Annotated in this window: 27 protein-coding genes and 1 tRNA gene; 15 read left to right on the top strand and 13 right to left on the bottom strand. The window is 59.4% G+C overall.

The window, feature by feature from the left end; translation table 11 throughout:
• Nucleotides 1-117 precede the first annotated feature (117 nt).
• The 3 genes from Q2T52_RS02080 to pyrC all read right to left on the bottom strand — a co-directional run bounded on the left by Q2T52_RS02080 (nt 118) and on the right by pyrC (nt 3,205).
• Nucleotides 118-816, bottom strand: a complete 699-nt coding sequence (locus Q2T52_RS02080) for an orotate phosphoribosyltransferase (RefSeq protein ID WP_302075017.1) — start codon at nt 814-816, stop codon at nt 118-120.
• 80 nt (nt 817-896) lie between these two features.
• Nucleotides 897-2,057: a GGDEF domain-containing protein gene (locus Q2T52_RS02075; RefSeq protein ID WP_367187268.1), complete on the bottom strand. Its 1,161-nt coding sequence runs from the start codon at nt 2,055-2,057 to the stop codon at nt 897-899.
• A gap of 110 nt (nt 2,058-2,167) precedes the next feature.
• Complete coding sequence (gene pyrC, locus Q2T52_RS02070) at nt 2,168-3,205, bottom strand: dihydroorotase (RefSeq protein ID WP_302075015.1); 1,038 nt, start codon at nt 3,203-3,205, stop codon at nt 2,168-2,170.
• A 237-nt stretch (nt 3,206-3,442) separates the two neighbouring features.
• Between pyrC and Q2T52_RS02065 the strand changes: the two genes are divergently transcribed.
• A complete protein-coding gene (locus Q2T52_RS02065; protein WP_302075014.1) occupies nt 3,443-4,336 on the top strand; it encodes a tetratricopeptide repeat protein in 894 nt (297 codons plus the stop codon).
• Nucleotides 4,337-4,624: 288 nt separating this feature from the next.
• Here the strand turns inward: Q2T52_RS02065 and Q2T52_RS02060 are convergent, their stop codons facing one another.
• Complete coding sequence (locus tag Q2T52_RS02060; RefSeq protein WP_302075013.1) at nt 4,625-5,665, bottom strand: proline racemase family protein; 1,041 nt, start codon at nt 5,663-5,665, stop codon at nt 4,625-4,627.
• 139 nt (nt 5,666-5,804) lie between these two features.
• On the opposite strand from Q2T52_RS02060, the gene cysQ reads away from it, so the two are divergent.
• Nucleotides 5,805-6,581, top strand: coding sequence for a 3'(2'),5'-bisphosphate nucleotidase CysQ (cysQ, locus tag Q2T52_RS02055; protein ID WP_302075012.1), 777 nt, complete (start codon nt 5,805-5,807; stop codon nt 6,579-6,581).
• Here cysQ and hemN read toward each other — a convergent pair whose 3' ends face one another.
• A complete protein-coding gene (hemN, locus tag Q2T52_RS02050; protein WP_302075011.1) occupies nt 6,582-7,931 on the bottom strand; it encodes an oxygen-independent coproporphyrinogen III oxidase in 1,350 nt (449 codons plus the stop codon).
• 109 nt (nt 7,932-8,040) lie between these two features.
• On the opposite strand from hemN, the gene Q2T52_RS02045 reads away from it, so the two are divergent.
• The 9 genes from Q2T52_RS02045 to Q2T52_RS02005 all read left to right on the top strand — a co-directional run bounded on the left by Q2T52_RS02045 (nt 8,041) and on the right by Q2T52_RS02005 (nt 14,525).
• The gene (locus Q2T52_RS02045) at nt 8,041-8,763 is read left to right on the top strand and encodes a Crp/Fnr family transcriptional regulator (RefSeq protein ID WP_302075010.1); all 723 of its coding nucleotides are present in this window, start codon (nt 8,041-8,043) and stop codon (nt 8,761-8,763) included.
• Nucleotides 8,764-9,003: 240 nt separating this feature from the next.
• Nucleotides 9,004-10,095, top strand: a complete 1,092-nt coding sequence (gene rutA / locus Q2T52_RS02040; protein ID WP_302075009.1) for a pyrimidine utilization protein A — start codon at nt 9,004-9,006, stop codon at nt 10,093-10,095.
• Nucleotides 10,092-10,838, top strand: a complete 747-nt coding sequence (gene rutB, locus Q2T52_RS02035; protein ID WP_302075008.1) for a pyrimidine utilization protein B — start codon at nt 10,092-10,094, stop codon at nt 10,836-10,838. Before rutA ends, rutB begins: the two co-directional genes overlap by 4 nt.
• Before the next feature lie 29 nt (nt 10,839-10,867).
• Complete coding sequence (gene rutC, locus Q2T52_RS02030; RefSeq protein WP_302075007.1) at nt 10,868-11,257, top strand: pyrimidine utilization protein C; 390 nt, start codon at nt 10,868-10,870, stop codon at nt 11,255-11,257.
• A 266-nt stretch (nt 11,258-11,523) separates the two neighbouring features.
• Nucleotides 11,524-12,300 carry a pyrimidine utilization protein D gene (rutD, locus tag Q2T52_RS02025; RefSeq protein ID WP_302075006.1) on the top strand — a complete coding sequence of 259 codons (777 nt, stop codon included), beginning with the start codon at nt 11,524-11,526 and terminating at the stop codon, nt 12,298-12,300.
• Nucleotides 12,301-12,424: 124 nt separating this feature from the next.
• Complete coding sequence (locus Q2T52_RS02020) at nt 12,425-12,937, top strand: flavin reductase (protein ID WP_302075005.1); 513 nt, start codon at nt 12,425-12,427, stop codon at nt 12,935-12,937.
• 104 nt (nt 12,938-13,041) lie between these two features.
• Nucleotides 13,042-13,479, top strand: coding sequence for a curlin (locus Q2T52_RS02015; protein WP_302075004.1), 438 nt, complete (start codon nt 13,042-13,044; stop codon nt 13,477-13,479).
• A gap of 56 nt (nt 13,480-13,535) precedes the next feature.
• A complete protein-coding gene (gene csgH, locus Q2T52_RS02010) occupies nt 13,536-13,931 on the top strand; it encodes a curli-like amyloid fiber formation chaperone CsgH (protein WP_302075003.1) in 396 nt (131 codons plus the stop codon).
• 180 nt (nt 13,932-14,111) lie between these two features.
• The gene (locus Q2T52_RS02005) at nt 14,112-14,525 is read left to right on the top strand and encodes a curlin repeat-containing protein (protein WP_302075002.1); all 414 of its coding nucleotides are present in this window, start codon (nt 14,112-14,114) and stop codon (nt 14,523-14,525) included.
• Here the strand turns inward: Q2T52_RS02005 and Q2T52_RS02000 are convergent.
• The 5 genes from Q2T52_RS02000 to Q2T52_RS01980 all read right to left on the bottom strand — a co-directional run bounded on the left by Q2T52_RS02000 (nt 14,513) and on the right by Q2T52_RS01980 (nt 19,728).
• Nucleotides 14,513-14,695, bottom strand: a complete 183-nt coding sequence (locus tag Q2T52_RS02000; RefSeq protein WP_302075001.1) for a hypothetical protein — start codon at nt 14,693-14,695, stop codon at nt 14,513-14,515. The genes Q2T52_RS02005 and Q2T52_RS02000 overlap by 13 nt on opposite strands.
• A 7-nt stretch (nt 14,696-14,702) precedes the next feature.
• Complete coding sequence (locus tag Q2T52_RS01995; RefSeq protein WP_302075000.1) at nt 14,703-15,449, bottom strand: dienelactone hydrolase family protein; 747 nt, start codon at nt 15,447-15,449, stop codon at nt 14,703-14,705.
• 247 nt (nt 15,450-15,696) lie between these two features.
• Nucleotides 15,697-15,773, bottom strand: a tRNA-Arg gene (locus Q2T52_RS01990).
• A gap of 138 nt (nt 15,774-15,911) precedes the next feature.
• Nucleotides 15,912-17,342 (bottom strand): ATP-binding protein, encoded by a 1,431-nt coding sequence (locus Q2T52_RS01985; RefSeq protein ID WP_302076005.1) that lies wholly within the window; start codon nt 17,340-17,342, stop codon nt 15,912-15,914.
• Between the two features lie 316 nt (nt 17,343-17,658).
• Nucleotides 17,659-19,728 carry a HAMP domain-containing methyl-accepting chemotaxis protein gene (locus Q2T52_RS01980; protein ID WP_302074999.1) on the bottom strand — a complete coding sequence of 690 codons (2,070 nt, stop codon included), beginning with the start codon at nt 19,726-19,728 and terminating at the stop codon, nt 17,659-17,661.
• A 410-nt stretch (nt 19,729-20,138) separates the two neighbouring features.
• Here Q2T52_RS01980 and rpmH point away from each other — a divergent pair, with 410 nt between their 5' ends.
• The 4 genes from rpmH (at nt 20,139) to yihA (ending at nt 23,272) form a co-directional block, all read left to right on the top strand.
• Entirely contained in the window at nt 20,139-20,273 is a 135-nt protein-coding gene (gene rpmH / locus Q2T52_RS01975; protein WP_302074998.1) for a 50S ribosomal protein L34, read from the top strand.
• A gap of 27 nt (nt 20,274-20,300) precedes the next feature.
• On the top strand, nt 20,301-20,693 hold the full coding sequence (rnpA, locus tag Q2T52_RS01970) for a ribonuclease P protein component (protein WP_302074997.1): 393 nt from the start codon (nt 20,301-20,303) through the stop codon (nt 20,691-20,693).
• Nucleotides 20,693-22,489 carry a membrane protein insertase YidC gene (gene yidC / locus Q2T52_RS01965; RefSeq protein WP_302074996.1) on the top strand — a complete coding sequence of 599 codons (1,797 nt, stop codon included), beginning with the start codon at nt 20,693-20,695 and terminating at the stop codon, nt 22,487-22,489. The genes rnpA and yidC overlap by 1 nt, the downstream gene beginning before the upstream one ends.
• 123 nt (nt 22,490-22,612) lie before the next feature.
• Nucleotides 22,613-23,272 (top strand): ribosome biogenesis GTP-binding protein YihA/YsxC, encoded by a 660-nt coding sequence (gene yihA / locus Q2T52_RS01960; RefSeq protein WP_302074995.1) that lies wholly within the window; start codon nt 22,613-22,615, stop codon nt 23,270-23,272.
• A gap of 146 nt (nt 23,273-23,418) precedes the next feature.
• On the opposite strand, the gene Q2T52_RS01955 is transcribed toward yihA, so the two are convergent.
• The 3 genes from Q2T52_RS01955 to Q2T52_RS01945 all read right to left on the bottom strand — a co-directional run bounded on the left by Q2T52_RS01955 (nt 23,419) and on the right by Q2T52_RS01945 (nt 25,396).
• On the bottom strand, nt 23,419-23,976 hold the full coding sequence (locus tag Q2T52_RS01955; protein WP_302074994.1) for a fasciclin domain-containing protein: 558 nt from the start codon (nt 23,974-23,976) through the stop codon (nt 23,419-23,421).
• Between the two features lie 131 nt (nt 23,977-24,107).
• Nucleotides 24,108-24,851: an anti-sigma factor gene (locus Q2T52_RS01950; RefSeq protein ID WP_302074993.1), complete on the bottom strand. Its 744-nt coding sequence runs from the start codon at nt 24,849-24,851 to the stop codon at nt 24,108-24,110.
• On the bottom strand, nt 24,848-25,396 hold the full coding sequence (locus tag Q2T52_RS01945) for a sigma-70 family RNA polymerase sigma factor (RefSeq protein WP_302074992.1): 549 nt from the start codon (nt 25,394-25,396) through the stop codon (nt 24,848-24,850). Before Q2T52_RS01945 ends, Q2T52_RS01950 begins: the two co-directional genes overlap by 4 nt.
• Nucleotides 25,397-25,523 lie beyond the last annotated feature (127 nt).

Here is a 25,523-nt window from a genome sequence, read left to right as displayed (position 1 = left end):
TTCCTCCATCCGCTCGCCATCAGGCCTATTCAATCGATTAAATCAAAGCGTACAAAAAAGCCGAAAATTGAGCAATAGACACTACAGAGAGCAATTACTCAACTTTCGCGAATGTACTCAGCTCTCCGGCAGTTCCGCCACGCCGCCGCGGCTGGCAGACCAAGCGAGGGGTTTGTCCAGGAAGCTTTCCACTTCCGCCAGCGTTTCAGCATCGAAGAGCTTCTGTTCGCGGGCAACGGCCAGCACATGGCGCCAGGTCGCGATGTGGTGAAGCTGTACCTTGCCATTGGCGAAGCGGGCTTCCGCCTGCGGGAAGAAGCCGTAGTAGAAGAGCGCGATGGCATGATCCACGACGCCGCCAGCGGCACGGACGGCATCGATGAACTTGAACATGCTGCCACCGACCGTCGTCAGATCTTCGATGACCAGCACACGGGCACCTTCAGGCATATGGCCTTCAATCTGGGCATTGCGGCCGTGACCCTTGGGCTGCTTGCGGACATAGATCATCGGCAGAGACAGACGATCTGCGAGCAGCGCGGCGAAGGGAATGCCGGCCGTTTCGCCACCGGCCACGCAATCGAACTTTTCGAAACCCGCATCCCGCAGCACCGCGGAGGCAGCAAAATCTATGATGGTGGAGCGGATACGTGGATAGGAGAGCAGCTTGCGGCAATCGATATAGACGGGGCTGAACATGCCCGACGCCAGCTTGTACGGCTCCTGCGGGCGGAAATGCACTGCTCCGATTTCCCACAGCATCTTTGCCATCAGTTCAGCCATCAAGGCACGATCGGGAAATTGGGTCGTGATCATCCGCGTCTCCTCAGAAAAAATCTCCGCGCGGCAATAGCAGCAAGAGCGCAAAGAAACCAGCATGAACCGGCGTTTCGCGATCAGGCGGTGGTGCGTGTATCGCCGCTGCTCGGCATCGCCGTTTCAACCCGGTTGCGGCCGCCGCGCTTTGCATCATAGAGGGCGCTATCGGCGGAGGACAGCATTGCCTCAAAGGTTTCACCCCATTCTGCGCCATAAGCGATGCCGGCACTCACGGTCGCACGCACTTGCATGCCACCGGACTGAATATTCCGGTCGGCAAAGTTGCGACGGATTTTTTCTGCCACCCATTCCGCATAGCCTGCCTGAGCCTGCAGCAGCACGACGGCAAATTCTTCGCCACCCAGACGCGCGGCTGTCACAACGCCTGTGGCGTTGCGCAGATCGTCCGCAAGTGCCTGGATCACCCGATCACCGACCGCATGCCCATATTGATCGTTGATGGACTTGAAGCGGTCGATGTCAAAGACAATGACCGCCATCTTGTCGGTAAAGCTATGCCCCAGATGTTTATCGAACAAGGCGCGACGGTTGGCGAGGCCCGTCAGTCCATCGGTCATGGCCTCATGCCGATGCAGGGCCGTGATGCGGGCCTGATGCACCATCAGCGACATGGCGCCGATGCCTGTCATCCCCGCAATGCAGATGGCGACGTTCAGATTTTCCGACCAGTTGTCTGGTGCATGCCCCAGTTTCCACTGTCCCAAGCTAATGAGCATCAGACCGCAGAGCAGGAAGGAGGCAGCGGTGACGCCATAGAGAACCGCCATGCCCGTCAAGGGGCCGGGCGCTTCGGGGCGCGCCTTCCAATATTCGCGAGCAGCACCCAGGAGAAGTAGCATGGCGCCGACATTGAGCCCCACAAAGCCCAATCCATCAAAGCCCGCCAGCATGGGCGGCACGGTCAGGGCGATCGAAAAGCATGAACCGACGACAGTATACATGACCGGCGAGCCGCCGGTTCTGAACTGATAGCCAGCCGCGTGGATAATCGCAAAGCCGATCAGCATCAGTGAACAGCAAAGGGAACCAAGCACCGGATCGATATTGGTCGTGTAGTAGCTATAGGAAAAAATCCCGGCCACCAGGAAAAACAGACCAATAACCCAGGTGAGCAGAAAGCCGTCACCACGCCGGGCCATCCAGGTACCCAGCAAGGTCAGCAACAGACAAAGCGTCGACACGCCTAATGAGACGAGAAGTGTATTATAATCCAGCATCATGCTCGCCCGATTGATGACGCGTCCATACGTCCGGCAGAACCTGAACGTAGTTCTCGATTCTTCCCAAATCGTTACTGATTCACTTTGCCTCTGCTAACTTTTTTACACTACCTCACGCGCCAATGAAGAGGAAACATGGGATCAAACACGGTAATTGCGCCCGCTTCCGTTTCACATTTACCGGGGTAGACGATTGGCTGTTCCTGCTTTTCAAGAACCATCGTCTCTTCATTGACGGGCAGCCCGTACCAGGCGGGACCATTCAAAGAGGTGAAGGCCTCCAGCCTGTCCAGCGCGTTCTCCTCCTCGAAGACATGGGCGAGGCAGCTCATGGTGTTGGGTGCGGTATAGACACCCGCGCAGCCGCAGGCGCATTCCTTCAGCGGATCCACATGCGGTGCCGAATCCGTACCAAGGAAGAAACGAGCGTCGCCGGAGGTTGCCGCTCTGCGCAGCGCCTGGCGGTGATGCTCGCGCTTGGCGACTGGCAGGCAGTAATAATGCGGGCGGATACCGCCGACCAGAATGGCGTTGCGGTTGATGATGAGGTGGTGCGTGGTGATGGAGCCCGCAAGATTGCTGTCGGCCGCGAGGATATAATCCACGCCTTCCTTGGTGGTGACATGCTCCATGGTGATCTTCAGTTCGGGAAGACGGCGGCGCAGCCATTCCAGCTTCTCTTCGATGAAGACGGCTTCGCGGTCGAAGATGTCCACTTCCGGTGTCGTCACCTCGCCATGCACACAGAGCGTCAGGCCGATCTTCGCCATCCGCTCCAGCACCGGCATGGCCTTTTCCATATCTCGAACACCGCCGTGGGAATTCGTGGTCGCGCCAGCAGGATAGAGCTTCACAGCGGTAATGAGCCCGCTCTTCTTGCCCTCTTCAACATCATCAGGATCCGTATGCTCCGTCAGGTAGAGGGTCATCAGCGGCTCGAAACGATCGCCCTTGGGAATGGCTGCGATGATGCGTTCACGATACGCCTTGGCATCGGCGGTCGTCACGACCGGCGGCACAAGGTTCGGCATGATGATCGCGCGAGCAAAATGGCGGCTGGTATCGCCAATCACGCTTGCCAGCACGGCTCCGTCTCGCAGGTGAAGATGCCAATCATCCGGACGGCGGATGGTGATGCTGTTCATACTGGGCTCCCGCAAACAAGTGTCCTGTCTTTCCTTCGCCATAACACCAGCCGGGGAAGCTTCACAATGAGGGAAAACGGCTTTTCGGAAGCACCTGAGAAATCGCTCGTCAAGGGCAAGAGGTAACAAAAGCGTTAAAGCCGAGGAACAGGATTCACCATTCGGCGTTGTTGAAGCAGACGCAAGAAACAATGGCTGGAGGCAAGGATGAAATCCCGCCTTTCAAATATAACTTACATGTCTGCTTTGACCGCCGGTACCGCAATCGCGCTGGCAACTTTAACGGCCGCATCCAAGGCAGAGGCACCAACGCCGGTCGCGCTGACGGTTGCGATGCAGGAAAACTGCGACCGGCTGGCGGGCAGCCCCTTTGACCAGAACCGCAACAGCGCTTTTGCGCCTGTCGATATCGAGCAGATCGACCCGCAGGCGGTGGACGCCTGCCGCGTCGCCTTCGATACGACGGGAAATCCGCGCTTTGCCTTCCAGCTCGGCCGCGCGCTGAACAAGGTGCAGCAGCCGGAACAGGCCATGAGCGCCTATGAAACCGCGGTTCAGCATAATTATTCTGCCGCGAAGGTGAATTTCGGCATGCTGCTCGGTCGGCTCGGCGACGCCCAAGCTGAATTCAAAATGTACAGCGAAGCCGCTCAAACCGGCAATGTGCTGGCGGCCTACAATCTCGGTGTCGCCTATCGCGATGGTCTGGGAACCGATGTCGATGGCAAGAAGGCCATCGAATGGTTCGAAAAGGCCGCTGCTGGTGGCGATGATACCGCCGCTTTCAATCTCGGCGTGATGTATGACGATGGCCAGCTTATCCCCGAAGACAACCAGATGGCCATTGCCTGGTACGATGTCGCTGCCAAGCGCGGCAATGCGGACGCCATGATCAATCTCGGCCTGATGTACGAGAGCGGTGAAGGCATCAAGGCCAATCCCACGGAAGCTGCCAATCTCTTTGCTCAGGCAGCCGCGCAAGGCGACCAGTTCGCCGCCCTGAAACTGCGCGACCTGAGCCAGGCGGGTGTTGCCCCTGCACCTGCCGGTGACGAAGCCTCACAAGGCTTCGTCACCCTCGAATTGCGCGATGGCGACATGGAGCAGGCGATATTCGCCGGTGACATCTGATACCAAGTGTCGATGATAGGAATCGATTGCGTGGGACCGGAGGCCTTCATCCGACGAGAAGCATACCGGAGAGCGATGCTCCCGCATCGGTCGAGGATTGCGACAAAGTCGGGGAAGGATTTCCGGCCCATCCGAAGGACCGGGCGCTTTTGCCCCCCGGACGTCGTCGAAAATCCGCGCCGGACCGATGGGTCCGACTGTGGTTTTCTCCTCGCCGGAAACCAAAATCGCTTCGGCGCAATCGGTTCATATCATCGACACTTGGTATGAAGTCGTCATGTGCCGATCTCAGCCGAGGATATCTCCGGCTGATGGTCCCCAGACATCGGTCAATGCAAAGCCATTGCCGAGCGGGTCGAACGGATCGAGCGCCACTGTCTGAAGGCCGAAGGTAAATCCACGGCCGCTAATGGTGGGGATAATGGCTAACTTCCCGGCAATCTCCGTCACATCCTTCAGACCCACCTGAAACTCAGAGCCAATGATCGAGCGTGAGGTGAACACATCGCCCACCTTCGCTTTGCCGCGCGCATGAAGCGTCGCCAGATTGGCGGAGTTGCCCGTGCCGCAGGGCGAACGATCCGCCCTGCCCGGCCACATAGTGGTGCAGGTGCGCACGGCGCCATCTTCGTCGCGATCTCGGAACATCACGTAAGCCACGCCTGACACAGCCGGGATTTCCGGATGCACCACCGGAAAGGCAGCATTCACCGCACGCTTCAGCTCCATGCCGGCCTCTACAAGCGCTGCGGCATTGGCGCGGTCAATCTTGAGGCCGATCTGACCGACATCGACAAGCGCATAGAAGACGCCGCCGTAGGAAATATCAAGCTTGATCTGCCCCCATCGTGTTTCCAGGGGCACATCCAGCGCATGCACGAAACTCGGCACCATTGTCAGTTCAACGCGCTCACAGCGGCCATCACGGCAGGTGGCCTTGGCGCGGACCAGACCCGCCGCCGTTTCCAGGACGACAATCGTTTCCGGCTCCTGCATTTCTACCAGGCCGGATTCCAGCAGCGCGGTCGTTACACAGATGGAATTCGAGCCGGAACTTGCATGCGCCTGATCCGGCTGCAGGATGATGAAAGCCGCATCTGCTGCAGGGTCTGACGGCGGCAGGAGAAGATTGACCGAACCGATGGGGTTGCCGCGCGGCTCCAGGCAAAGAAAACGGCGAAGCTCCTGGCCCTTCGGATCGCTGTTCAACCAGGCCAGCTTGTCGGCGGTCGTGGCGCCGGGGATTTTTGGTACGCCGCCGATCGCCACCTTGCCGATTTCGCCTTCGCAGTGCACATCCAGCAACTGCATGGTGCGCTTCCATCTCATGCCATTTCCCTCTTCCTGTCTCGCCCTCTGTAGAGCGGCCCGACCTTATTGCGAACATCAGCACAAGGGAATAACAGACTTCAGACACACGTTTCACCAATTGGAATGTGGCAGAAGCCAAAGGCGATACGAAAAGCGGATGCTGGATCTCTTTGAAAAGGCGGCTCTTGAAGCGGGACGGATCATCATGGATCTGTATCGACGCGGCTGCACCATCGAGACCAAGGCAGACGACACGCCCGTGACCGAGGCCGACCGGCTGGCGGAAGAAGCGATCCTTTCCATCCTCCTGCCGCATCTCGGCGACATCCCAGTTATTGCCGAGGAACAGGCCGCCGCTGGCATCGTGCCGCAGACGAATGGTCACCCGTTTCTGTTGATCGACCCGCTGGATGGAACGCGGGAATTCATCAAACGCAACGGCGAATTTACCGTCAACATTGCCCTGATCGAGGAAGGTATCCCGACAGCGGGTGTAGTCTATGCGCCAGCGCTCGGCGTCGCCTATCTAGGCGACCGGCAAGGCGCGCTGAAGCTTCTGATCGATGAGGATCACCGAATTACCTCGGGCGCGGCTATTCACGCCCGCTCGCTGCTCGATCCGCCGGTGGCGCTTGCCAGCCGCTCGCATGGGGATGCGGAAACCACGGCCTTCCTGGATGAGATCGGCGTCAATGACTGCCGCACGATCGGCTCCTCTCTAAAATTTTGCTTGGTCGCAGAGGGCGTGGCGGATGTCTATCCGCGCTTTGGCCGAACCATGGAATGGGACACGGCAGCGGGGGACGCGGTGCTGCGTGCCGCCGGTGGCTCCACCGTACTGCCCGATGGGTCGCCGCTGACCTATGGCAAGCGCGGACGCAGCGACGCCATCGATTTTGCCAACCCCGCCTTCATCGCCTGGGGCCGCCGCTAATTAAACCGCAACCGAGTGCCGTGCAGTGCCACGACCGAAATACTGGTCAAAGCCTGAGGCAATGGTGCGCACGAACCTCTGGCCATCGCCCACCACCTCGAAGTGGTCGCCATCGAAACGGATGAAGCCGTCCTTGTCCTGCTGGAGCAGACGGGCCGCATCCGCCTTTACAACATCGGCAGCAACGCCATAGCGCTGGCTGAGTTCCTTGACGGAAAAGCTGTAGTGGCACATCAGCGCTTCGATTGCCTCCCCCACCGCACGATCCGTATCGCTGAGCGCAAAGCCACGCGCGACGGGCAGACGGCCCTCGTTGACGGCGCGGATGTATTCCCCCGTCGCGGTGATGTTCTGCACATGACCACCGGCATTGCGACCGATGGAAGAGGCACCGAAGCCGATGAGGCTTGCGGCGCGGTCCGTCGTATAGCCCTGGAAGTTGCGGCGGATTTGTTGCGAAGTGAGCGCTCGTGCTAAGCTATCCTCGGCGCGGGCGAAATGATCGAGACCGACTGCCAGATAACCCGCCTGCAAAAGCACTGCGCTCACCCGTTCGGCCATCTCATAACGTGCTTCCGCACCCGGAAGAGCAGCCTCGTCGATCAGCGTCTGGTGCTTTTTCATCCACGGCACGTGTGCATAGCCGAAGATGGCAAACCGATCCGGGTTCATGGAAAGTGCGAGATCGAGCGTGCGCTGGAGGCTTTCCAAAGTCTGGTGCGGCAGTCCGTAGACGATATCCAGGTTGATGCCGCCGACGCCGAAGCTGCGCAGCATCTTCACGACCTTTGCGGTCTGTTCAAAACTCTGCGGACGGTTGATCGCCTTCTGCACCACCGGATCGAAATCCTGAACGCCCACGCTGGCCCGCGTAATGCCAAAGCGGCGCCAGGCCTCCAGCTTGATCTCATCCACGAAACCGGGATCGATCTCCACGCTGATTTCGGCAGAGGGCTCTATATCGAAGTGGCGGTCCAGAACCTCGCGCAGTTTTGCCAGATCATCCGGCGAGAGGATGGTTGGCGAGCCACCGCCGAAATGGATCGACTCGACCCGGCGGCGCACGGGGAAGCGTTCGGCCACCATGGCGATTTCCGCCTGCAGTGCCCCCACGTAGCCAACGACAGGCTCATAGCGCTTGATCTGCTTGGTGTGGCAGCCGCAATACCAACAGAGGCGATCGCAGAAGGGGATATGGATGTAGAGCGAGAGCGCATCCGGTCCGCCATCCTCGGACAGCCATTTTCCGTAGAGATCGCCGGTCACGCCGTCATGAAAATGCGGAGCGGTCGGGTAGCTCGTATAACGGGGCACCGGGGCGGAATAACGGGCAAGCAGGTCTTTGTTCATGGTCCTCACATCCTTGTTGGCCCAAAATACAAAGGCTTTCCCGTCCATCCTTGATCAAGATCAAGCCCAGTGGTGCGACTGGTTTGAACGGGTTATATCTTTGCCCGCCATGGACATGACCCGCCGAGATATCCACAATTCCGAAGTCCCCGCTCTGTGCCGAAGCTGCGAGGTGCGGCACAAGGGCATGTGTGGTGCATTGACGCCGGACGAGCTTCTGCTGCTTTCGAAGCACACGAGACAGGTGCAGCACACATCTGGCGACGAGCTGGTGGGCGAAGGTGCGGATGTCGAATCCTATGACAACGTCATGCGCGGTGTCGTGAAGCTTTCCAAGACACTGGAGGATGGGCGTCAGCAGATCGTGGGCTTGCAATTCGCGCCTGACTTCGTCGGGCGGCTGCAGGCCGGCGAAAGCCCCATGACGGCGGAAGCGGCTTCTGACGTGGAAGTCTGCCGCGTGCCCCGCGCCATGCTGGAACGGCTAGTCGAACAAAGCCCGACATTGCGCAAGCGGCTGCTGGAACAGGCGCTGCGCGAACTGGACGAGGCGCGCGAATGGATGGTGACGCTCGGACGCAAGACGGCAGCCGAAAAGGTGGCGAGCCTGCTTCTCTTGATAGCGCTACACCTGGACCCGGAGCAGAAGGGTGAGAAGCGCCTGTTCGACCTGCCCATGTCGCGCCTCGACATCGCCGACTTTCTGGGCCTGACGATCGAGACAGTGTCCCGGCAGATGACCAAGCTGAAGGCCGACGGCATCATCACGATTACCGCCAACCGCCACATCGAAGTGCTCAGCCTGACGCGGCTCAAGGCCCGCTGTGGCTGATTGGCGACCGTCCTGCACAAAATCTGACAAAGATCAAAAACTGTGCAACCCGTTGTGCAATCGCGCAGCATGTCGCCTGAAAAATATTTACCGGACAGTCAAATTTTGACCTTTTGATAAATTTTTGAAGCCTCCAAAAATCAACCTATTGATTCATAAAGGTTATTTCAAACTGGCATGACGATTGCTTACTCCTTGGCATGACAAAGGGCAAAAGCCCGCAGCCAGAGGAGCAGGAACATGGAAATTGGCGTCTTCATTCCGATCGGAAACAACGGCTGGCTTCTTTCCGAAAACGCACCGCAGTACAAACCAAGCTTCGACCTGAACAAGGAAATCACGCTGAAGGCCGAGAAATACGGCTTCGACTTCGCGCTTTCCATGATCAAGCTGCGCGGCTTTGGCGGCAAGACGGAGTTCTGGGACTACAATCTCGAGAGCTTCACGCTGATGGCGGGCCTCGCCGCCGTCACCTCCAAGATCAAGCTGTTCGGCACCGCCGCGACACTGGTCATGCCGCCCGCCATCGTCGCGCGGATGGCAACCACGATCGACTCCATTTCCGGTGGCCGTTTCGGCGTCAACCTCGTCACCGGCTGGCAGCGGCCGGAATACAGCCAGATGGGTTTGTGGCCGGGCGATGACTACTTCGCTGATCGCTATGCCTATCTGACCGAGTACACGACCATTCTCAAGGACCTGCTGACGACAGGCCAATCGGACCTGAAGGGCGATTACTTCCAGATGGATGATTGCCGTATGAAGCCGATCCCGCAGGGCGACGTGAAGCTGATCTGCGCCGGCTCCTCCAATTCCGGCATGGCGTTTTCCGCGCAGTTTGCCGATTACAGCTTCTGCTTCGGTGTTGGCGTCAACACGCCGAAGGCGTTCGCCTCTACCAATGAGCGCCTGCTGGCAGCCACGGAAAAGACCGGTCGCGATGTGCGTTCCTTCGTACTGACCATGGTGATTGCGGAAGAAACGACGGAAGCCGCCTTTGCCAAGTGGGAGCACTACAAGGCAGGTGCCGATGAAGAAGCCATCAAGTGGCTGGGCCTGCAGAGCGCCGTCGATACGAAATCCGGCTCGGATACCAATGTTCGCCACATGTCGAACCCGGTTTCCGCCGTCAACATCAACATGGGCACGCTGATCGGCTCCTATGCCGAGGTAGCCGCCATGCTGGACGAGATGAGCGAAGTGCCCGGCACCGGCGGCGTGATGCTGACCTTCGACGACTTCCTGGAAGGCATCGAAAAGTTTGGCCAGTTCGTGCAGCCGCTGATGAAGAGCCGCGCCCATATCCAACCCATGCTGGAGGCCGCAGAATGAGCGAGGCAGTTGTAGCAGGTTACCAGCCGCGCCCGGAACTGACGAAGAGCGTGACGCTGCCGGCACGCCCGGAACCCATCTCTCTGAAGCCCTCCGAGACCGCCGTTGTTGTCGTGGATATGCAGAATGCCTATTCCACCGAGGGCGGCTATGTCGATCTTGCGGGCTTCGATATCGCGGGCGCCAAGGGCACGATCGCCAACATCAAGAAGACGCTCGATGCCGCGCGCGCCGCGGGCGTTCTCGTCGTCTATTTCCAGAACGGCTGGGACAAGGACTATGTGGAAGCCGGCGGCCCCGGTTCGCCCAACTGGCACAAGTCGAACGCCTTGAAGACCATGCGCAAGCGCCCGGAACTGCAGGGCCAGCTACTGGCCAAGGGTACTTGGGATTACGCGATCGTGGACGAGCTACAGCCGCAGCCCGGCGACATACTGGTGCCGAAGACGCGCTATTCCGGCTTCTTCAACACCAATATGGACAGCGTGCTGCGCGCCCGCGGCATCCGCAACCTCGTCTTTGTCGGTATTGCCACCAATGTCTGCGTGGAAAGCTCGCTGCGCGATGCCTTCCATCTCGAATATTTCGGCGTGATGCTGGAGGACGCGACCCATCATCTGGGGCCGGACTTCATCCAGCAGGCGACAGTCTACAATGTCGAGAAATTCTTCGGCTGGGTTTCCACCGTCAATGATTTCTGTGGCGCGATCGGTCAGGCTGCCCCTGCCGAAGCTGCCGAATAACCACCCGCAACACAACGGAGAGAATGAGAATGCCGAAGACTATCGTCGTTCCGGAAGGCACGCAGAAGCCCATCGCCCCCTATTCGCCCGGTGCACTGGCCGATGGCGTGCTGTACGTGTCGGGAACCCTTCCCTTCGACAAGAACAATGATGTTGTGCATGTGGGTGATGCGGCCGCACAGACCCGCCATGTGCTGGAAACCATCAAGTCGGTCATCGAAACCGCTGGCGGCACGATGGAGGATGTCACCATGAACCACATCTTCGTCACTGACTGGGCGAACTATCAGGCGGTCAACAAGGTCTATGCGGAGTATTTCCCCGGCGACAAGCCGGCGCGCTACTGCGTGCAGTGCGGGCTGGTGAAGCCGGATGCGCTGGTGGAGATCGCCACGGTTGCCCATATCGGGAAGAAGTAAGGGGGTTATTGCCCCTCATCCGCCTCGTACCTTCTAAAGCTTACAGGGAATACCCCCTCTGGCCTGCCGGCCATCTCCCCCACAAGGGGGGAGAATACCCGTGGCACCGCTTTGCCAAACTAGTGAGATGCGACGTCTCGGCAGGCTAGCCCCTCCCCCTTGTGGGGAGGGGTTGGGGAGGGGACTTTCATCCCAGCGCTTCTCTGATGGAGATGTCCCGCAGGGCAGAGGGGGTGCCAAACTCGAACACACAACGAGAGTTGTTCATGCATTACGATATCCACGGACTGACCGATCCAAACGCACCGACCATCCTGCTCTCCTCCGGCCTTGGCGGATCGGGTGCCTATTGGGCGCTGCAGATCCCGGCGCTCGCCGAGCACTTCCGCGTCATCACCTATGATCACAGGGGCTGCGGCAAGACCGGCGGCGAGGTTCCTGAAAACGGCGGCATCTCGGCCATGGCCGACGACGTGCTGGAAATCGTCGATGCTCTTGGCCTCACGAAATTCCATTTCATCGGTCATGCACTTGGCGGGTTGATAGGCCTTGATCTGGCGCTGAGACGCCCGGACCTGATCGACCGGCTGGTGCTGATCAATGCCTGGAGCATTGCCGACCCGCATTCCGGGCGTTGCTTTGATATTCGCCTGGAGCTTCTGGAAAAGTCCGGCGTCGAAGCCTTCGTGAAGGCGCAGCCGCTGTTTCTCTATCCGGCCTGGTGGATGAGCGAGAATGCCGAGCGCATGGCGCATGACGACCGCCATCATGTGACGCATTTCCAGGGCGCGACGAACATCAAGAGACGCATTGCTGCGCTGCGCGCCTTCGACGTGGACGCACGGCTTGGCGATATCACCTGCCCGACTCTTGTCATGGCAACCAAGGATGACCTGCTGGTGCCCTACACGCGCTCTCTTCGACTGGCCGAGGGCCTGCCGCAGGCAGAGCTTCATCTGACCGAGAGCGGTGCCCATGCCGTCAACATTGTCTTCCCGGATGCCTCAAACGAGGCGCTATTGCGCTTTCTTCAACGCCATTAACCGAAATGATGGATGGCGGCTTGCCCGCCACCATCTGGGACAACATAACCTTGATGGATCACGCACAGTGATCCAATCCGCTGGAAAGCCGTTTAAGCGGCGTAGACCTACATCGGAGACTGCCATGCCTGCTGCCCCCCTGACCCAAACGGTAGAGAATGACGAGGCCTATCGTCTGGAGTACCGCAACGCCATGGCACGTCTCGCGTCTGCCGTGACCATCGTCACGACTGATGGACCGGGCGGGCGGACAGGCTTTGCCGCAACCGCCGTCTGCAGCGTATCCGACAACCCGCCGACCCTGCTGGTCTGCCTGAACCGGGGGTCGTCTGCCTATGCAGCCGTCAAAGCCAATGGCGTGGTCTGCGTCAATGTGCTGGGGGCAGAGCATGAGGACTTAAGCAGGCTCTTTGGCGGCAAGACGCCGGTGGACGAACGCTTTGCGGCAGCCACGTGGTCAACGACCTCCACAGGCGCGTTGCGGCTGGAGAATGCGCTGACCTCGTTTGATTGCAGTATCACGTCGACCGCCGATGGCAGCACCCATGACGTACTCTTCTGCCGCGTCGAGGATATCCGCACGCGAACGGATGGCCAGGCGCTTGTCTATTTCGATCGCGGCTACCGCACCGTCTGATCACATAAATCCTGCGTGAACGGGGCCTTCAGGCGCCGTTCGATTCCGCTATCGTAGAAAGAAAGCGTTCAACGGCGGCATTGTCCGCACAGGGAGACGCTTTCATGACCCGCACTTCTTTCATCGCGACTGCTCTTGCTGCACTGATCGGTATCGGCGCTGCCGTACCCGCGTTCGCCAATGACGTGCGCATCGAACAATATGGCTGGTCGAATTCGGCGGGCGGCGCGCAGACAGGTTCGTGGAACCGCATCCGCACCTACCAGAACGGCTATTCCAACTCCGTCAACGCCCATCAGCGCGGCTATGACAACCTCTCCGCCATCGGGCAGGATGGCCATCACAACAATGCCACCACCTACCAGACCGGCAACCGCAACACGGCTGGTGTCGCCCAGTTCGGTTCCGACCACACGACGATGCTGACCCAGGATGGCAACGGCAATATTGCTGCCGGTGTGCAGATCGGCCGCGGTTGCAGCGCCAACGTTGCCCAGGGCGGCAGCGGCAATGTCGCCGCCTTCGTCCAGGCCTGCGATTAACCAACCCTCTTCAACACACTCTCGCGTCTGACCTCAAATCGTTAGGAGGACATTCCATGTCGCCCTTTGCCGTATCAGGAAACATATCGATTGCAGCGTTCGCCTTGGCTCTTGCTGTCCTGGGCGGCACGGCTGGAGTTGCAGCAACGGTGGCGAAGAAATCGCCGCTCAGCTGCGAGATCCGCAGCAGCCGACAGGGCGGCATGGTAACGCTTGAAGGGGTGGTGCTGAGCGACACCGCGACCAACGGCACCTATTCCCTCAAGGTGCAAGGGTCGGGCCGCTCCGGCAGCAACACCATCCAGCAGGGCGGTGCCTTCACCACGACTGCCGGCCGCGCCAGCACCGCGGGTTCTGTCTCGCTGGGCTCAAAGGGCGCGAGCTATGACGTGAACTTTGAGGCCCGCGCCGATGGCGCCAAAGTCACCTGCAGCGAATCCATCGACGGATAATTCCTATCCGTCTCAATCAATCCAGAAGCACCCGGCGCCTCGCGGCCCGGGTGTTTCGCTTTGTCTCCCACGACAAGGCGCGCAGATAAATTCTGGCTGAACGGCGGGTTCCACATCGGTTCAGCCGGCCTGTGCGAGATTGTCACCATCGGTCACGGAGCCCGAAATGGAGAGATGACAATGCAGACGGCTTTGACGAAAACCCTGACGGTCGTTGTTCTGGCAAGCCTTGCCGTGCCCGCCATCGAAGCGGCACCGGCCCATGCAGGCGGCAGCATTTCCTACACGCTCGCACCTTCAGCCGAAGACGGTGGCGACATCCTTTCCACAGGCATTCGGCTCTATTCGCTCTATCGCGGCCTGAAGAATGGCGAGATCCGCCAGAAGGGCGATGGCAATACCGCCGGGCTCTACCAGAACGGCAGCGGCAATGTGGGCTTCATCCGTCAGAAGGGACAGGGCCATTCCGCCACGCTGGAGCAGACCGGCGAGGACAATGCCTACGGCATATTCCAGTTCGGCCGCGGCACGCATACGGACGTGCGCCAACGTGGGTATGGCGAGGGCGGCCTGACCTTCAGTTACGGCTGGTAACTCGATCCGGCAAAGGTCAGGATAATGTCAGCGACATCGCCATTGGCAGCGGATGCAACGGTGGCTGTCGCTTTCTCGACACTGTCGAACCAGATGATGGCGACACGCTTTAGAAGCGCCTGCTTGAAGACAGTCAAAACGGAAGCCCTGAAATCAGAGCTGAGCCTCATCAAGCGTTTACTTGGCGATCAAGGCGTTGATGTAAGCGTTCACGACTGGCACGACAGATTCGAGAGCTTGCACGTTCTCCGCCACAGCGCGGTGCTTTTTCCCTGGATCGTCGAAACCATGCGTCGCACCTGCCAGGACTTTGATCTCCACATCGCCTCCGCCCTTTTTTGCCACTTCGGTCAAACGCGAGCAGGTCCGTGCAGACACCTCCTCATCGTTGTCACCCGAAAAGATCCTCACGCCCGCATAGGGATGGTAGCGGTGCTTGAAAGCGCCATGCAGCCCGCAGCCTGGATAAAAGGCAACGGCACCACGAAAGCCAGCACCAGGCTCTAGGCCCACCTTGCGGAGCATGTCATCGGACATGGCTGCAATCGCCGTGCTGCCCCCATTGGACCATCCCTGCATAGCAATGCGGTGGCCATCAATATCCTTACGGGTCTTCAGGTAGGAAAGCGCACCATAGGCATCGAGCGGGCGAGCCGTCAGTTCGCTGACCTGCTTGGGACGATCCGCATAGGAATGAATGGGAAAGCCGGCAGGAAAACCACGCGGACCGAAACTATCTACCAGGAGGGCAGCATATCCCATCTTTGCCCAATGCCTGCCCCAGAAGACATGTCTCTTCGTCAGAGTGCCGGCATTATATGTACCCTTCGCCAGTGACGAATATGCACCGCCACGGCCGTGCAACATGATCACCGCGCGCAGGGGTGAGGACGTCTTTCCGGGCGGCAGAAACAGATAGCCCACCAGACGAGTCTGTCCGTCGGCGCTTGGAAAGGAAACTGTCAACGGCGGAGCGGCAAGAGCGGAGCAAGGTGCAGCAACCACAAGCAGGGCAAGCAAAAAACCTCGACAACCCATGGGGCGTTCCATCTCGTCCGTTCGAGAATAGGTAGCAGGCAGCCAGCGGGCAAGCTGTGAAACAATGCGAACGCCCCCACCATGTGGCTGAAAGCCGTCACGGGAAACTACGTTCTCTGGTCAAACGTGGAAATGGCGCACCCGAAGAGATTCGAACTCCTGACCCCCAGATTCGTAGTCTGGTGCTCTATCCAGCTGAGCTACGGGTGCTTGCCTTTGAGCGACGGTGTCCGTCGCGGCGTTGGCGATCCTCTAAAGCGTTGCGCTCTGGAATGCAAGTGGTTTTGGAGAGGCTCGCGTCATTTTCCTGAAACAATAATTCAAGTGATTGAAAATAAAAGGTAATTTTCACGCCCTTGCTCGATAGTCCTGAAGGGCCACCGGTCGGTCGGGAATTTCGATGCGGAACTGCGTGCCTGGCCCGGGCTTTTCGACAAGCGCAATCGTGCCGCCATGGGCCAGCACAAGCTCTCGCGCAATCGCCAAGCCGAGGCCGGTTCCGCCGGAGCGTGCAGCGCCTCGAAACGCCGTGAACAGGTTCTCCCGCGCCTTTCGAGGCATGCCGGGTCCGTTGTCATCGACAGTAATACTGACGACGCCCCCCATGCGCTGGGCGGACACGGTGAGGCGATGCGGTATCCCCTCCTCGGACAGTTCCGACTGGGCAAGGGCCTGCACCGAATTGCGGCAGAGATTATGGATCACGCGGAAAAGCTGTTCGCTATCGGCATCGACCAGAAGATCCGCGGCAATCTGCTCAACGAATTCGATTCGGCCGTCCGGCTCCAGGGCGAGAATTTCCCGCACATCCTGACAGAGATCAGCCAGCTTCAACAAGCGCCGCTTCGGCGCAGCCTCGGAGGCCTGACCATAGGCTAGCACCTCGTTCGTGTAGCCAACCGCACGATCGATGGTTCTGAGAAGCTTCGGCGCAAAGCTGCGCACCATCGGGTCATCCACATCAACCAGACGGTCGGACATCAGTTGCGCCGAGGCCAGGATGTTACGCATGTCGTGATTGATCTTGGAGACCGCAAGGCCGAGATCGGCCAGGTTCTTCTGCTGCTTCAACGTGCGCTGCAACTGCGCCTGCATGGCTGCCAGGTGATAACCTGCAACTTCCAGCTCTCCTTTGGCGCGGCCGGGCTTGAAAATCCGCTCCGGGTCTTCCGGATGCTCGGAGAAATCCTGCATGCCGTGGGTCAGCCGACGGATGGGACTGATCATCATGCGGTTGATGGCCAGATAAATCAGCACGGCCGTAACCAATGAAATCAGAAGCGAAACGAAGAACATCAGCCGGGAAAAGCTCAGCATGGCCTTGCGCAAGGCATCGTCCGACATGACGAGCTCTATCACCATGTCGGTGTCGCCAATCGGGCCGAACACGCGCATCGTCTTGCCGCCGCCGAAAAGCAGGGTCGACAGTGCATCGCGCATGGAGCCGAGATAGGTTTGCTGGGAAAGATCGAACTGTTCGTCCACCTGCGGCGGCACATCGATGGCTGCCAACAGACGCGAGGTGCCATCCTTTCGCAAAGCCAGGACTTTCGTACCAGTGGCCAGCAGCGTGTCATCCTGCACTGCGCGCGGCAGTTCCGCCGGCTGCAGGCCATCGATGACGATACCGGCGGCGGCCGCTGTATCGAGGCTGTCACGCAGCCAGATCATCCGCATGATCGAAATCGACGGGACAAAAATCAGGACTTCGGCGAACATGACGAAGATAACGGTCAGCCACAGCAACCGTCCGGAAAGGCCGCGGAACCTTTGAGGCATTCGCTGCCTGGATATGTCCGCCTCGTTCTGCGGGCGCGACCCCAACAAAGCGGAGGCCTCCGCGTCAGTCGCCATGCGGATCTCCGTTCCAGGGCATAACCGCCAATTGTCGCCAACGGGCGACACGGGCATGCCAACACACAAGATCCTCACCCCACAACTGCGCCCCTGACGCGGCACGCGTACCGGCAAAGGAGGTCTGATCCGCGTGGCGGAATCCTGATCCTTATCATAAAGACGCCCGAGGACTTTTTCCAGTCCTCGGGCGCCATCAAAGGTCAGTCGGTTAAGGGGCCATAAAAGGCGACGGGGTTTCTCAGAACTCTTCCCAGTTCTCGCCGCTCGGGGCTGCGGCCGCAGGCGCGGAGACGGCACGCGCAAGATTATTCATCAAGCGACGCGCAGGAGACGGCCTGGGAGCGGAATTGCCAGAGGAGGCAGCGACCACGCGGGCCGGCACTGCCGGACGGCTTACCGACGCCTTGGCAGGCTGCTGCGACGTATAGCTTTGACCCGCCGTTGCGACCGAAGCGCCCACATTGAAGTGGGAGACGAGCGAGAGAAGACCATCGGCTTCCTGGGAGAGCTTTGCTGTGGCAGCGGAGGTCTCTTCCACCATGGCCGCATTTTTCTGCGTCACCTGGTCCATCTGATTGATGGCCGTGTTGACTTCCTGCAGGCCGGTTGCCTGTTCGCGCGAGGCGGTGGCAATCGACTGGATATGGTCGTTGATGGCCAGCACACGCGTCTCGATTTCCGTCAGCGCCTCGCCCGTTTTCTGAACGAGCTGTACGCCGCCCGCCACCTCATCACCGGATTTGGTGATCAGCGTCTTGATGTCTTTTGCGGCATTGGCGGAACGCTGCGCCAGTTCGCGCACTTCCTGTGCCACGACGGCAAAGCCCTTTCCTGCCTCACCGGCACGGGCTGCTTCCACGCCGGCATTCAGCGCCAAAAGGTTGGTCTGAAAGGCAATCTCATCAATGACGTTGATGATCTGGCTGATCTCGCGCGAGGCCTGTTCGATGCGCCCCATAGCGTCAACTGCATCGCGGACGACATTGGCGGACTGGGCGGCACTGGTCGTGGCCTCGCCAACCATGACGCTTGCCTCCTGGGCGCGCTGGGTGGAAGACTTTACGACGGAGGTAATTTCGTCGAGCGCCGCAGAGGTCTCCTCAAGGGCCGCGGCCTGCTGCTCGGTACGCCTGGAAAGGTCGTCGGCTGCAGCACGCAGTTCGTTCGAATTCATCGTGATGGTGCCCGTGGCACCACGAACATCTGCGAGCGTCTGACGAAGGTTCTGGATCGCGCCGTTCACATTCGTTTGCAGATCCGCAAAGGCACCCCGGAAATTGCCCGACATCGCAGCCGTCAAATCACCTTCGGCGAGCTTCTTCAGCACATGCCCGGTTTCAGAGAGGCCGCTATCCACGGATTCGAGCAACTGATCGACATTGCGCGCGAAACGGTCGATGTTCTCATCACCGAAGGTGCGGTTAATGCGGCGGGTGAAGTCACCCTCGGCAGCCGAGGAAACGACGACCGCCATGGCCGACTGGAATTCTTCGCTGCGGGCGCGGCGGCTCGATTCGGCTACTCCATTACGCTGGACTTCAAGACCATTGCGCTTGAACACCTCGACGGCGGCTGCCATGTCACCGACTTCGTCAGAACGACCGACAGAAGGAACCTCCGTCGTAAAATCCCCGGCAGCGAGCTGCTTCATCGCGCTCGTCAGCTGAAGGATGGGACGGCTCAGCGAGCGGCGCGAGAAGACGATGCCGACAACTGCACCGATGCTAGCGCCAACAACGGTGATTGCGGCGATGATGTTGAAGAGAAGAGTGCCGAAGCTGTCCATCTCGGCGTCGAGCCGCGCAAGTTCCGCCTTGTCCTGCGCAACGACAGCATCGATATCGGCCTGAAAATTCTTGCGATTGGCCCGGTTCAGTTCGTTGTTACCCTGCTGATTGGCAGCGGCCGGGCCCTGCTCCTTGCCAAGCCGCACGGTCTCAAGGCGGAATGTCTTGAATTCCTGAGATTTCTTGACGAGGCTTTCAAAAGCTGCGCGCTGGCTGGCCGGCACTTTCGGCTGCCACTCCGCCAAAAGCTTTTCCATCTGGGCAATGCTTTTCGCGACGCCGTCTCCGAAGGGAGCTGTTTCCTTGGCATCCTTGGCGGCATAGATACCGCGCGCATCCATCACGACAGCGGTAACAAGGCGATTCAGCACTTCTCCCTTGTAGGCGCGATCCGACACAGCCTCGTATGTGTTCATGCGATCATTGTAGACGGAAATTGCAAAGAGCGAGAGGCCGCCGATGATCAGCGCCACGACGCTCATCAACCCGACCAGCAGGTTGATCTTTCCTGAGATTTTCATGCTTCATCCTTTTCATCCGCGAATGCCGACAAACATGTCCCCACAGTCTGGCATTCCACCGGGTTCATTAGGACGAAGAAGATTAAATAAAGTTTGAATGATAAATTAGAAGAATGCCTCGGCAAACTGTGAGGGTACCCCTGATTACTTAGGGGTTTTGATTCGCGGATCTGACAAACCGCAAGTACCACAACAAATGGACACACGAACAAGCAATCGGCCGAATTGGTCGGCGATCGCGGGCTCGTCAATTGACTTTTGCGCAGGAGTCCTCTTATAAGCCGCGCACGTCCGGCTCCAAGGTCTGCGCGTCAGCGTAGATTTGTGCCGTTACGTTTTTCAGCAACGCTCTTGCTTGTTCAAAAGACAAAGCAAATCGAAGAAGGGCCGCACACCGCGGTATTAAAAAAATGAAGCGTACGTATCAACCGTCGAAGCTTGTTCGCAAGCGCCGTCACGGCTTCCGCGCCCGCATGGCAACCGCCGGCGGCCGCAAGGTTCTCGCAGCTCGTCGTGCACGCGGCCGCAAGCGCCTGTCGGCCTAAGGCCGACAAGCCCGGGAACTACGGGCAATGACGAAAGAAATCGTCTCGAACAAGACTGTCGGGCGGCTGAAAAGCCGGCCGCAGTTTCTTGCTGTTAGAGAAGGTGAAAAGCGCAAGGGTCGCCTTTTTCTTCTCGAAGTTCTCGACCGCAAGGAGCCCGATGCTCCGGCCCGGGTGGGTTTTACCGTCACCAAGAAACAGGGCAAGGCGGTCGAACGCAATCGCATGAAACGCAGGCTGCGTGAGGCCGTGAGGCAATCGGGCCAGTTTGCAATGAAAGACGGCCATGACTATGTCATCGTCGCCCGTCGAGAGGTGCTGACAGCTTCCTTCGGGAACTTGACAGCGGCGCTTTGCGAGCGCCTGGAGAGCCGGCCGAAACAGAAGCGGTCCGAGGAGACCCGTCCCAGGAAAGCATGATGGAAAAGAATCGCAATTACTTCATCGCGATCGCGCTCTCAGTAGTGATCGTTCTTGCCTGGCAATTCCTCTACATGAATCCCAGGATGGAAGCGCAGCAGCGTGCGGATGCCGCACGGCGCGCGCAGCAGGCCCAGACCCAGACGACAACGACCGCTGCGCAGAGCAACGGCGGAACCGTTTCCGGGAACTTGCCCGGCGCCAACCAGGCCCAGGCCACCGTGACGCGCGAGCAGGCCATCGCCAAAACGCAACGTGTCGCCATCGATACGCCTGCCCTCACCGGCTCGATCAACCTGACCGGCGCCCGCTTCGATGATCTCAGCCTTCGCGAATATCGCGAGACGGTTGATCCGAAGAGCCCGATGATCACGCTCTTCTCGCCCTCCGACACGAAGGACGGCTATTTCACAGAAATCGGCTATATCGCCGGCGACAATATCGGCTCCGTTCCCGGACCTTCGACCGTGTGGACCTTGGCCAGCGGCGACAAGCTGACAACGCAAACGCCGGTCACGCTGACGTTCACCAACGACAAGGGCGTGGTGTTCTCCCGCACCATCTCGGTGGATGAGCACTTCATGCTCACCGTCAGCGACAAGATCCAGAATGCCACCGGTGAGCCGATCAGCTTGGCGACCTATGGCCGCGTGACGCGCTACAACAAGCCTGTCACGCCATCGGTCTACGTCATTCACGAAGGCTTTGTCGGCGTCATTGGCAAGGATGGCAGCCTGACGGAACCGACCTATAAGGACGTTGAAAAGGCTGCCACCACCAATGCCAAGGCAACAGGCGGCTGGCTCGGCATCACCGACAAGTATTGGGCCGCTGCTGTGGTTCCGCCGCAGAGCGTGCCTTATGAGTCCCGCTTCTCGCATTTCGCCGATGGCCAACCGCGCTATCAGGCGGACTATAAATCGGACGCGGTTTCGATCCAGCCCGGCCAGGCGACGGAGTTGAAGAACCTGATCTTCGCAGGCGCCAAGGTCGTACCGCTGGTCGATGGCTACGAGCAGAGCTACTCGATCCCGCGCTTCGACCTCTTGATCGACTGGGGATGGTTCTACTTCATCACCAAGCCGATGTTTAAGCTGATGGATTTCTTCTTCCGCTACTTCGGCAATTTCGGCGTCGCGATCCTGTGCACTACCATCGTGGTGAAAGCCCTGTTCTTCCCGCTGGCAAGCCGCCAGTATGCTTCGATGGCCGCCATGAAGCGTGTGCAGCCGAAGATGGAAGAGCTGAAGGCCAAGTTCGGCGACGACCGCATGGGCATGCAGCAGGCCATGATGCAGCTCTACAAGGAAGAGAAGATCAACCCGATCGCCGGCTGCTGGCCTGTGGTCCTGCAGATCCCGATCTTCTTCTCGCTCTACAAGGTCATCTACGTGACCATCGAGATGCGCCACGCGCCGTTCTTTGGCTGGATCCAGGACCTTTCCGCCCCCGATCCGACCTCGCTGTTCAACCTGTTCGGTCTTCTGCCCTACGACGTGCCGCATGCGCTGATGATCGGTGTATGGCCGATCCTGATGGGCATCACCATGTTCCTGCAGATGCGCATGAACCCGACACCGCCGGACCCGACCCAGGCCATGATCTTCACCTGGATGCCGCTGGTCTTCACCTTCATGCTGTCGTCCTTCCCGGCCGGTCTCGTCATCTACTGGGCCTGGAACAACACGCTGTCGGTCACGCAGCAGGCGCTGATCATGAAGCGCCACGGCGCCAAGATCGAACTGATCGACAACATAAAAGCGTTGTTCAAGCGAAAACCGGCCGCCACAAAATAGCAATTCGCGAAACCCCGGCTCCGACCGGGGTTTTCATTTTGTCGGTTATCCGGCACATCAAGAGACAGAACCGGAACCGTCAGCAGCGTCCGTGACGCCGCAAGCGAGAGAATGAGCCAGATCATGACGACAGCAGACAAGACGGGGGACCGCTCCCTCTTCGGCAATCCCTGGATCTTCATCCGCGGCGTGCCGTCCATGAAGTTTCTGCCGCCGGAAGGCCCGTTGGAAGTGGCCTTTGCCGGTCGCTCGAACGTGGGCAAGTCCTCGCTGATCAATGCTTTGGTCGGACAGAAGGGACTCGCACGCACCTCGAATACGCCCGGCCGCACGCAGGAACTGAACTACTTCGTCCCTGATGGTTATTCCGGCGAAGGTGATGACTTGCCGCCCATGGCGATCGTTGACATGCCGGGTTACGGCTACGCACAGGCGCCCAAGGAACAGGTGGATGCCTGGACCAAGCTCGTCTTCGATTACCTGCGCGGACGTGCGACGCTCCGGCGCGTCTACGTGCTGATCGACAGCCGCCACGGCATCAAGAAGAATGACGAGGAGGTCCTGAGCCTGCTCGACAAGGCAGCTGTTTCCTATCAGATCGTGCTGACCAAGACGGACAAGATCAAGGCGCCCGCTGTTCCGAAGCTGCTTGCCGAAACGGCGGATAAGATCAAGAAGCGTCCGGCTGCCTATCCGGAAATTCTGGCCACATCGTCGGAGAAGGCTGAAGGGCTCGACGCCCTGCGTTACGCTATCGCAACGACGGTGGGAAAACCGGCCTGACGGTCTTCTTCGTGTGGGGACGCAGCGGATGCCGCCAGGCCGGCTGACGATGCGCGATGGCTGCGCCCGTCGAGCAGGCCGTTGCCGGGGACACGAAACAACGGCCTGCTGTGCCTTAAGATCTACGTAATACCCGCAAGGCCGGATTAGCTCTTCGGCAGCAGAACGTGGTCGATGACGTGGATCACGCCGTTCGACTGCTTGACGTCTGCAATCGTCACCTTGGCAACACCGCCGTTTTCGTCGGTCAGGGTAATGTGGCCCATGGACTGCTTGGCCTTCAGGATGCAGCCGCCTACCGTCTTCACATCATGGGTGCCGCCGTCATCCTTGATCATCTTCGCAATGGCGGTGGACATGGCATCGGCTGCCACGACATGGCAAGTCAGGATCTTGGTGAGCTTGTCCTTGTTTTCCGGCTTCAGAAGCGTTTCGACCGTGCCCTTCGGCAGCTTTTCGAAGGCTTCATTGGTGGGGGCGAAGACGGTGAACGGGCCCTTGCCCGAGAGGGTGTCGACGAGACCGGCAGCCTTCACTGCAGCGACCAGCGTCGTGTGATCCTTGGAGTTGACAGCATTTTCAACGATGTTCTTGTTTTCGTACATGGCAGCGCCGCCGACCTTCGGATTGGCGGCCTGAGCTGCAACTCCTCCAGCAGCCAGAACGGCGACTACGGCAACTGTGCGCATAGCGATCTTGAACATGGGCTTCTCCTCTATTGTCTTCAATGGACGGCGGTGAGACCCGAACCGTCGTTCCTCGTCATGGGAACATCAGAAGAGACGGAAGCTTGAGGAAAAGAGTTTCAGCTTGTCGCTATTTTTTTCTGATTTTTTTAACGCGCGCGGGTGCGACCGACGGCGAGGATTGGCCCGGTGGCGGAGCCGGTCGGCGAACCGCCATACGGCTCGAGGCTCACAGCAAGGGTCACGCCTTCCGAAAGTTGCGGACGGACCTTGTCCGGTATCGTGACGGAGCCTTGCCCATCAGCGGGAAGAATGCCCAGGGATACCGCGGGATCATTGCCCTTGATCATCCAGAGCTCCAGAGAATGCTGGTCGGCGGCACCGGCTGCAACGGGCGTCAGGCTCAGGCGGCCGCTGGTACGGTCATAGCGGGCGGCCAGCGTCATGGCAGCCGTACCGATGCCCGGCTGCGGCGAAAGATCCGCGACAAGGGAAGGACCACCAGCGACGGGCCTTGCCTCCTGCTGCTGTGAGGTAAAGAAAAGCGTGCCGCCGAGCAGAAAGATCGAGGCGAGCGCCACGCCGCGCCAGAGGGCCAGAGACGTCCAGAGTTGCTGCGCCAGCGGACGGGATGTTCGCGATTGCGCCTCACCAAACAGGCGCGCCTCGATCAGGGGCAGCACGAGGCTGGGCGGCGCGACGATTTCATATTCCTCGTTGAGCGAGGACAGGTTCTGCTCCCAGCGGCGCACGATCAGCGCGAACTGGCGATCGCGGCGAATACGCTCTTCCACCTCGACGCGCTTGGGCGCCGACAGAACGCCCAGCACATATTCGCCAGCAAGCACTTCGTCTCGGGCGCGATCGCCTTCGCTTTGACCGGGGGTCGTCATCGATCCATGCACTCTCTCAATTTCAAAAGACTACGCCGCAACCAGGTTCGCATCGTATTCAGCGGGACGCCATGATGCTCCGCCAGTTCCTGATAGCTCAGGCCTTCCACATAAGCTTTTTTCACTGCCAGCGCACGCTCAGAATCCAATTCCTGCATGCACCTGTCAATGCGCCGGCCCTCGCTTTGCAAAAGACTGGCCTCTTCGGGACCGAGTGTCGCATCGGCGATGTCATGGCCATCATCACCCAAAACCTCAGTCACCGGTTTGCGCGAACGCAAGAGATCGATGGAATGGTTGCGCGCCACGGCGCACAGCCAGGGGTAAGCGCTGGTATGGCTTGCGGAAAACCGCTCCGCCCCATGCCAAACCTTGATGAAGACCTCCTGCAAGGCATCCTCCGCATCGGTTCTGTCCTTCAAGATACGAAGGCAGATGCCGAAAAGTTTCGGTGCAGCCAGAGAATATAGCCTGTTGAAGGCGGCACGATCGCGAAGCGCCACTTTCGAGATCAGGGCGGAGAATTCCTCGTGGGCGGCGGTCATGCTCCTCCTGACGCGCATCATGCGGCGTTGTCATGCTTTTGCCTGAACGGGTTACGCTGTTTTCTTGCCGCTGGATTATTTTCACCGTCAAAAACATGGGTTACAAGGCCGCACCCAGCTTCAGAGG

It is taken from the genome of Rhizobium oryzicola, assembly GCF_030504645.1.
GTDB classification, from domain to species: Bacteria; Pseudomonadota; Alphaproteobacteria; order Rhizobiales; family Rhizobiaceae; genus Neorhizobium; species Neorhizobium oryzicola.
Note: the sequence above shows the minus strand (reverse complement) of the source record. Positions and strands in the feature narration are given on the sequence as shown.

Coding starts and splice junctions, on each gene's coding strand:
- Q2T52_RS01950 (WP_302074993.1), bottom strand. CDS start 24,851: ATGACGACCCCCGGTCAAAGCGAAGGCGATCGCGCCCGAGACGAAGTG.
- hemN (WP_302075011.1), bottom strand. CDS start 7,931: ATGAACAAAGACCTGCTTGCCCGTTATTCCGCCCCGGTGCCCCGTTAT.
- Q2T52_RS02075 (WP_367187268.1), bottom strand. CDS start 2,057: ATGCTGGATTATAATACACTTCTCGTCTCATTAGGCGTGTCGACGCTT.
- rnpA (WP_302074997.1), top strand. CDS start 20,301: ATGACGAAAGAAATCGTCTCGAACAAGACTGTCGGGCGGCTGAAAAGC.
- Q2T52_RS02080 (WP_302075017.1), bottom strand. CDS start 816: ATGATCACGACCCAATTTCCCGATCGTGCCTTGATGGCTGAACTGATG.
- Q2T52_RS02020 (WP_302075005.1), top strand. CDS start 12,425: ATGCCTGCTGCCCCCCTGACCCAAACGGTAGAGAATGACGAGGCCTAT.
- rutC (WP_302075007.1), top strand. CDS start 10,868: ATGCCGAAGACTATCGTCGTTCCGGAAGGCACGCAGAAGCCCATCGCC.
- pyrC (WP_302075015.1), bottom strand. CDS start 3,205: ATGAACAGCATCACCATCCGCCGTCCGGATGATTGGCATCTTCACCTG.
- rpmH (WP_302074998.1), top strand. CDS start 20,139: ATGAAGCGTACGTATCAACCGTCGAAGCTTGTTCGCAAGCGCCGTCAC.
- Q2T52_RS02045 (WP_302075010.1), top strand. CDS start 8,041: ATGGACATGACCCGCCGAGATATCCACAATTCCGAAGTCCCCGCTCTG.
- csgH (WP_302075003.1), top strand. CDS start 13,536: ATGTCGCCCTTTGCCGTATCAGGAAACATATCGATTGCAGCGTTCGCC.
- rutD (WP_302075006.1), top strand. CDS start 11,524: ATGCATTACGATATCCACGGACTGACCGATCCAAACGCACCGACCATC.
- Q2T52_RS01980 (WP_302074999.1), bottom strand. CDS start 19,728: ATGAAAATCTCAGGAAAGATCAACCTGCTGGTCGGGTTGATGAGCGTC.
- Q2T52_RS02005 (WP_302075002.1), top strand. CDS start 14,112: ATGCAGACGGCTTTGACGAAAACCCTGACGGTCGTTGTTCTGGCAAGC.
- Q2T52_RS02000 (WP_302075001.1), bottom strand. CDS start 14,695: ATGAGGCTCAGCTCTGATTTCAGGGCTTCCGTTTTGACTGTCTTCAAG.
- yihA (WP_302074995.1), top strand. CDS start 22,613: ATGACGACAGCAGACAAGACGGGGGACCGCTCCCTCTTCGGCAATCCC.
- Q2T52_RS02015 (WP_302075004.1), top strand. CDS start 13,042: ATGACCCGCACTTCTTTCATCGCGACTGCTCTTGCTGCACTGATCGGT.
- cysQ (WP_302075012.1), top strand. CDS start 5,805: ATGCTGGATCTCTTTGAAAAGGCGGCTCTTGAAGCGGGACGGATCATC.
- Q2T52_RS01945 (WP_302074992.1), bottom strand. CDS start 25,396: ATGACCGCCGCCCACGAGGAATTCTCCGCCCTGATCTCGAAAGTGGCG.
- Q2T52_RS02065 (WP_302075014.1), top strand. CDS start 3,443: ATGTCTGCTTTGACCGCCGGTACCGCAATCGCGCTGGCAACTTTAACG.
- Q2T52_RS01985 (WP_302076005.1), bottom strand. CDS start 17,342: ATGCCTCAAAGGTTCCGCGGCCTTTCCGGACGGTTGCTGTGGCTGACC.
- rutB (WP_302075008.1), top strand. CDS start 10,092: ATGAGCGAGGCAGTTGTAGCAGGTTACCAGCCGCGCCCGGAACTGACG.
- Q2T52_RS02060 (WP_302075013.1), bottom strand. CDS start 5,665: ATGAGATGGAAGCGCACCATGCAGTTGCTGGATGTGCACTGCGAAGGC.
- yidC (WP_302074996.1), top strand. CDS start 20,693: ATGGAAAAGAATCGCAATTACTTCATCGCGATCGCGCTCTCAGTAGTG.
- rutA (WP_302075009.1), top strand. CDS start 9,004: ATGGAAATTGGCGTCTTCATTCCGATCGGAAACAACGGCTGGCTTCTT.
- Q2T52_RS01955 (WP_302074994.1), bottom strand. CDS start 23,976: ATGTTCAAGATCGCTATGCGCACAGTTGCCGTAGTCGCCGTTCTGGCT.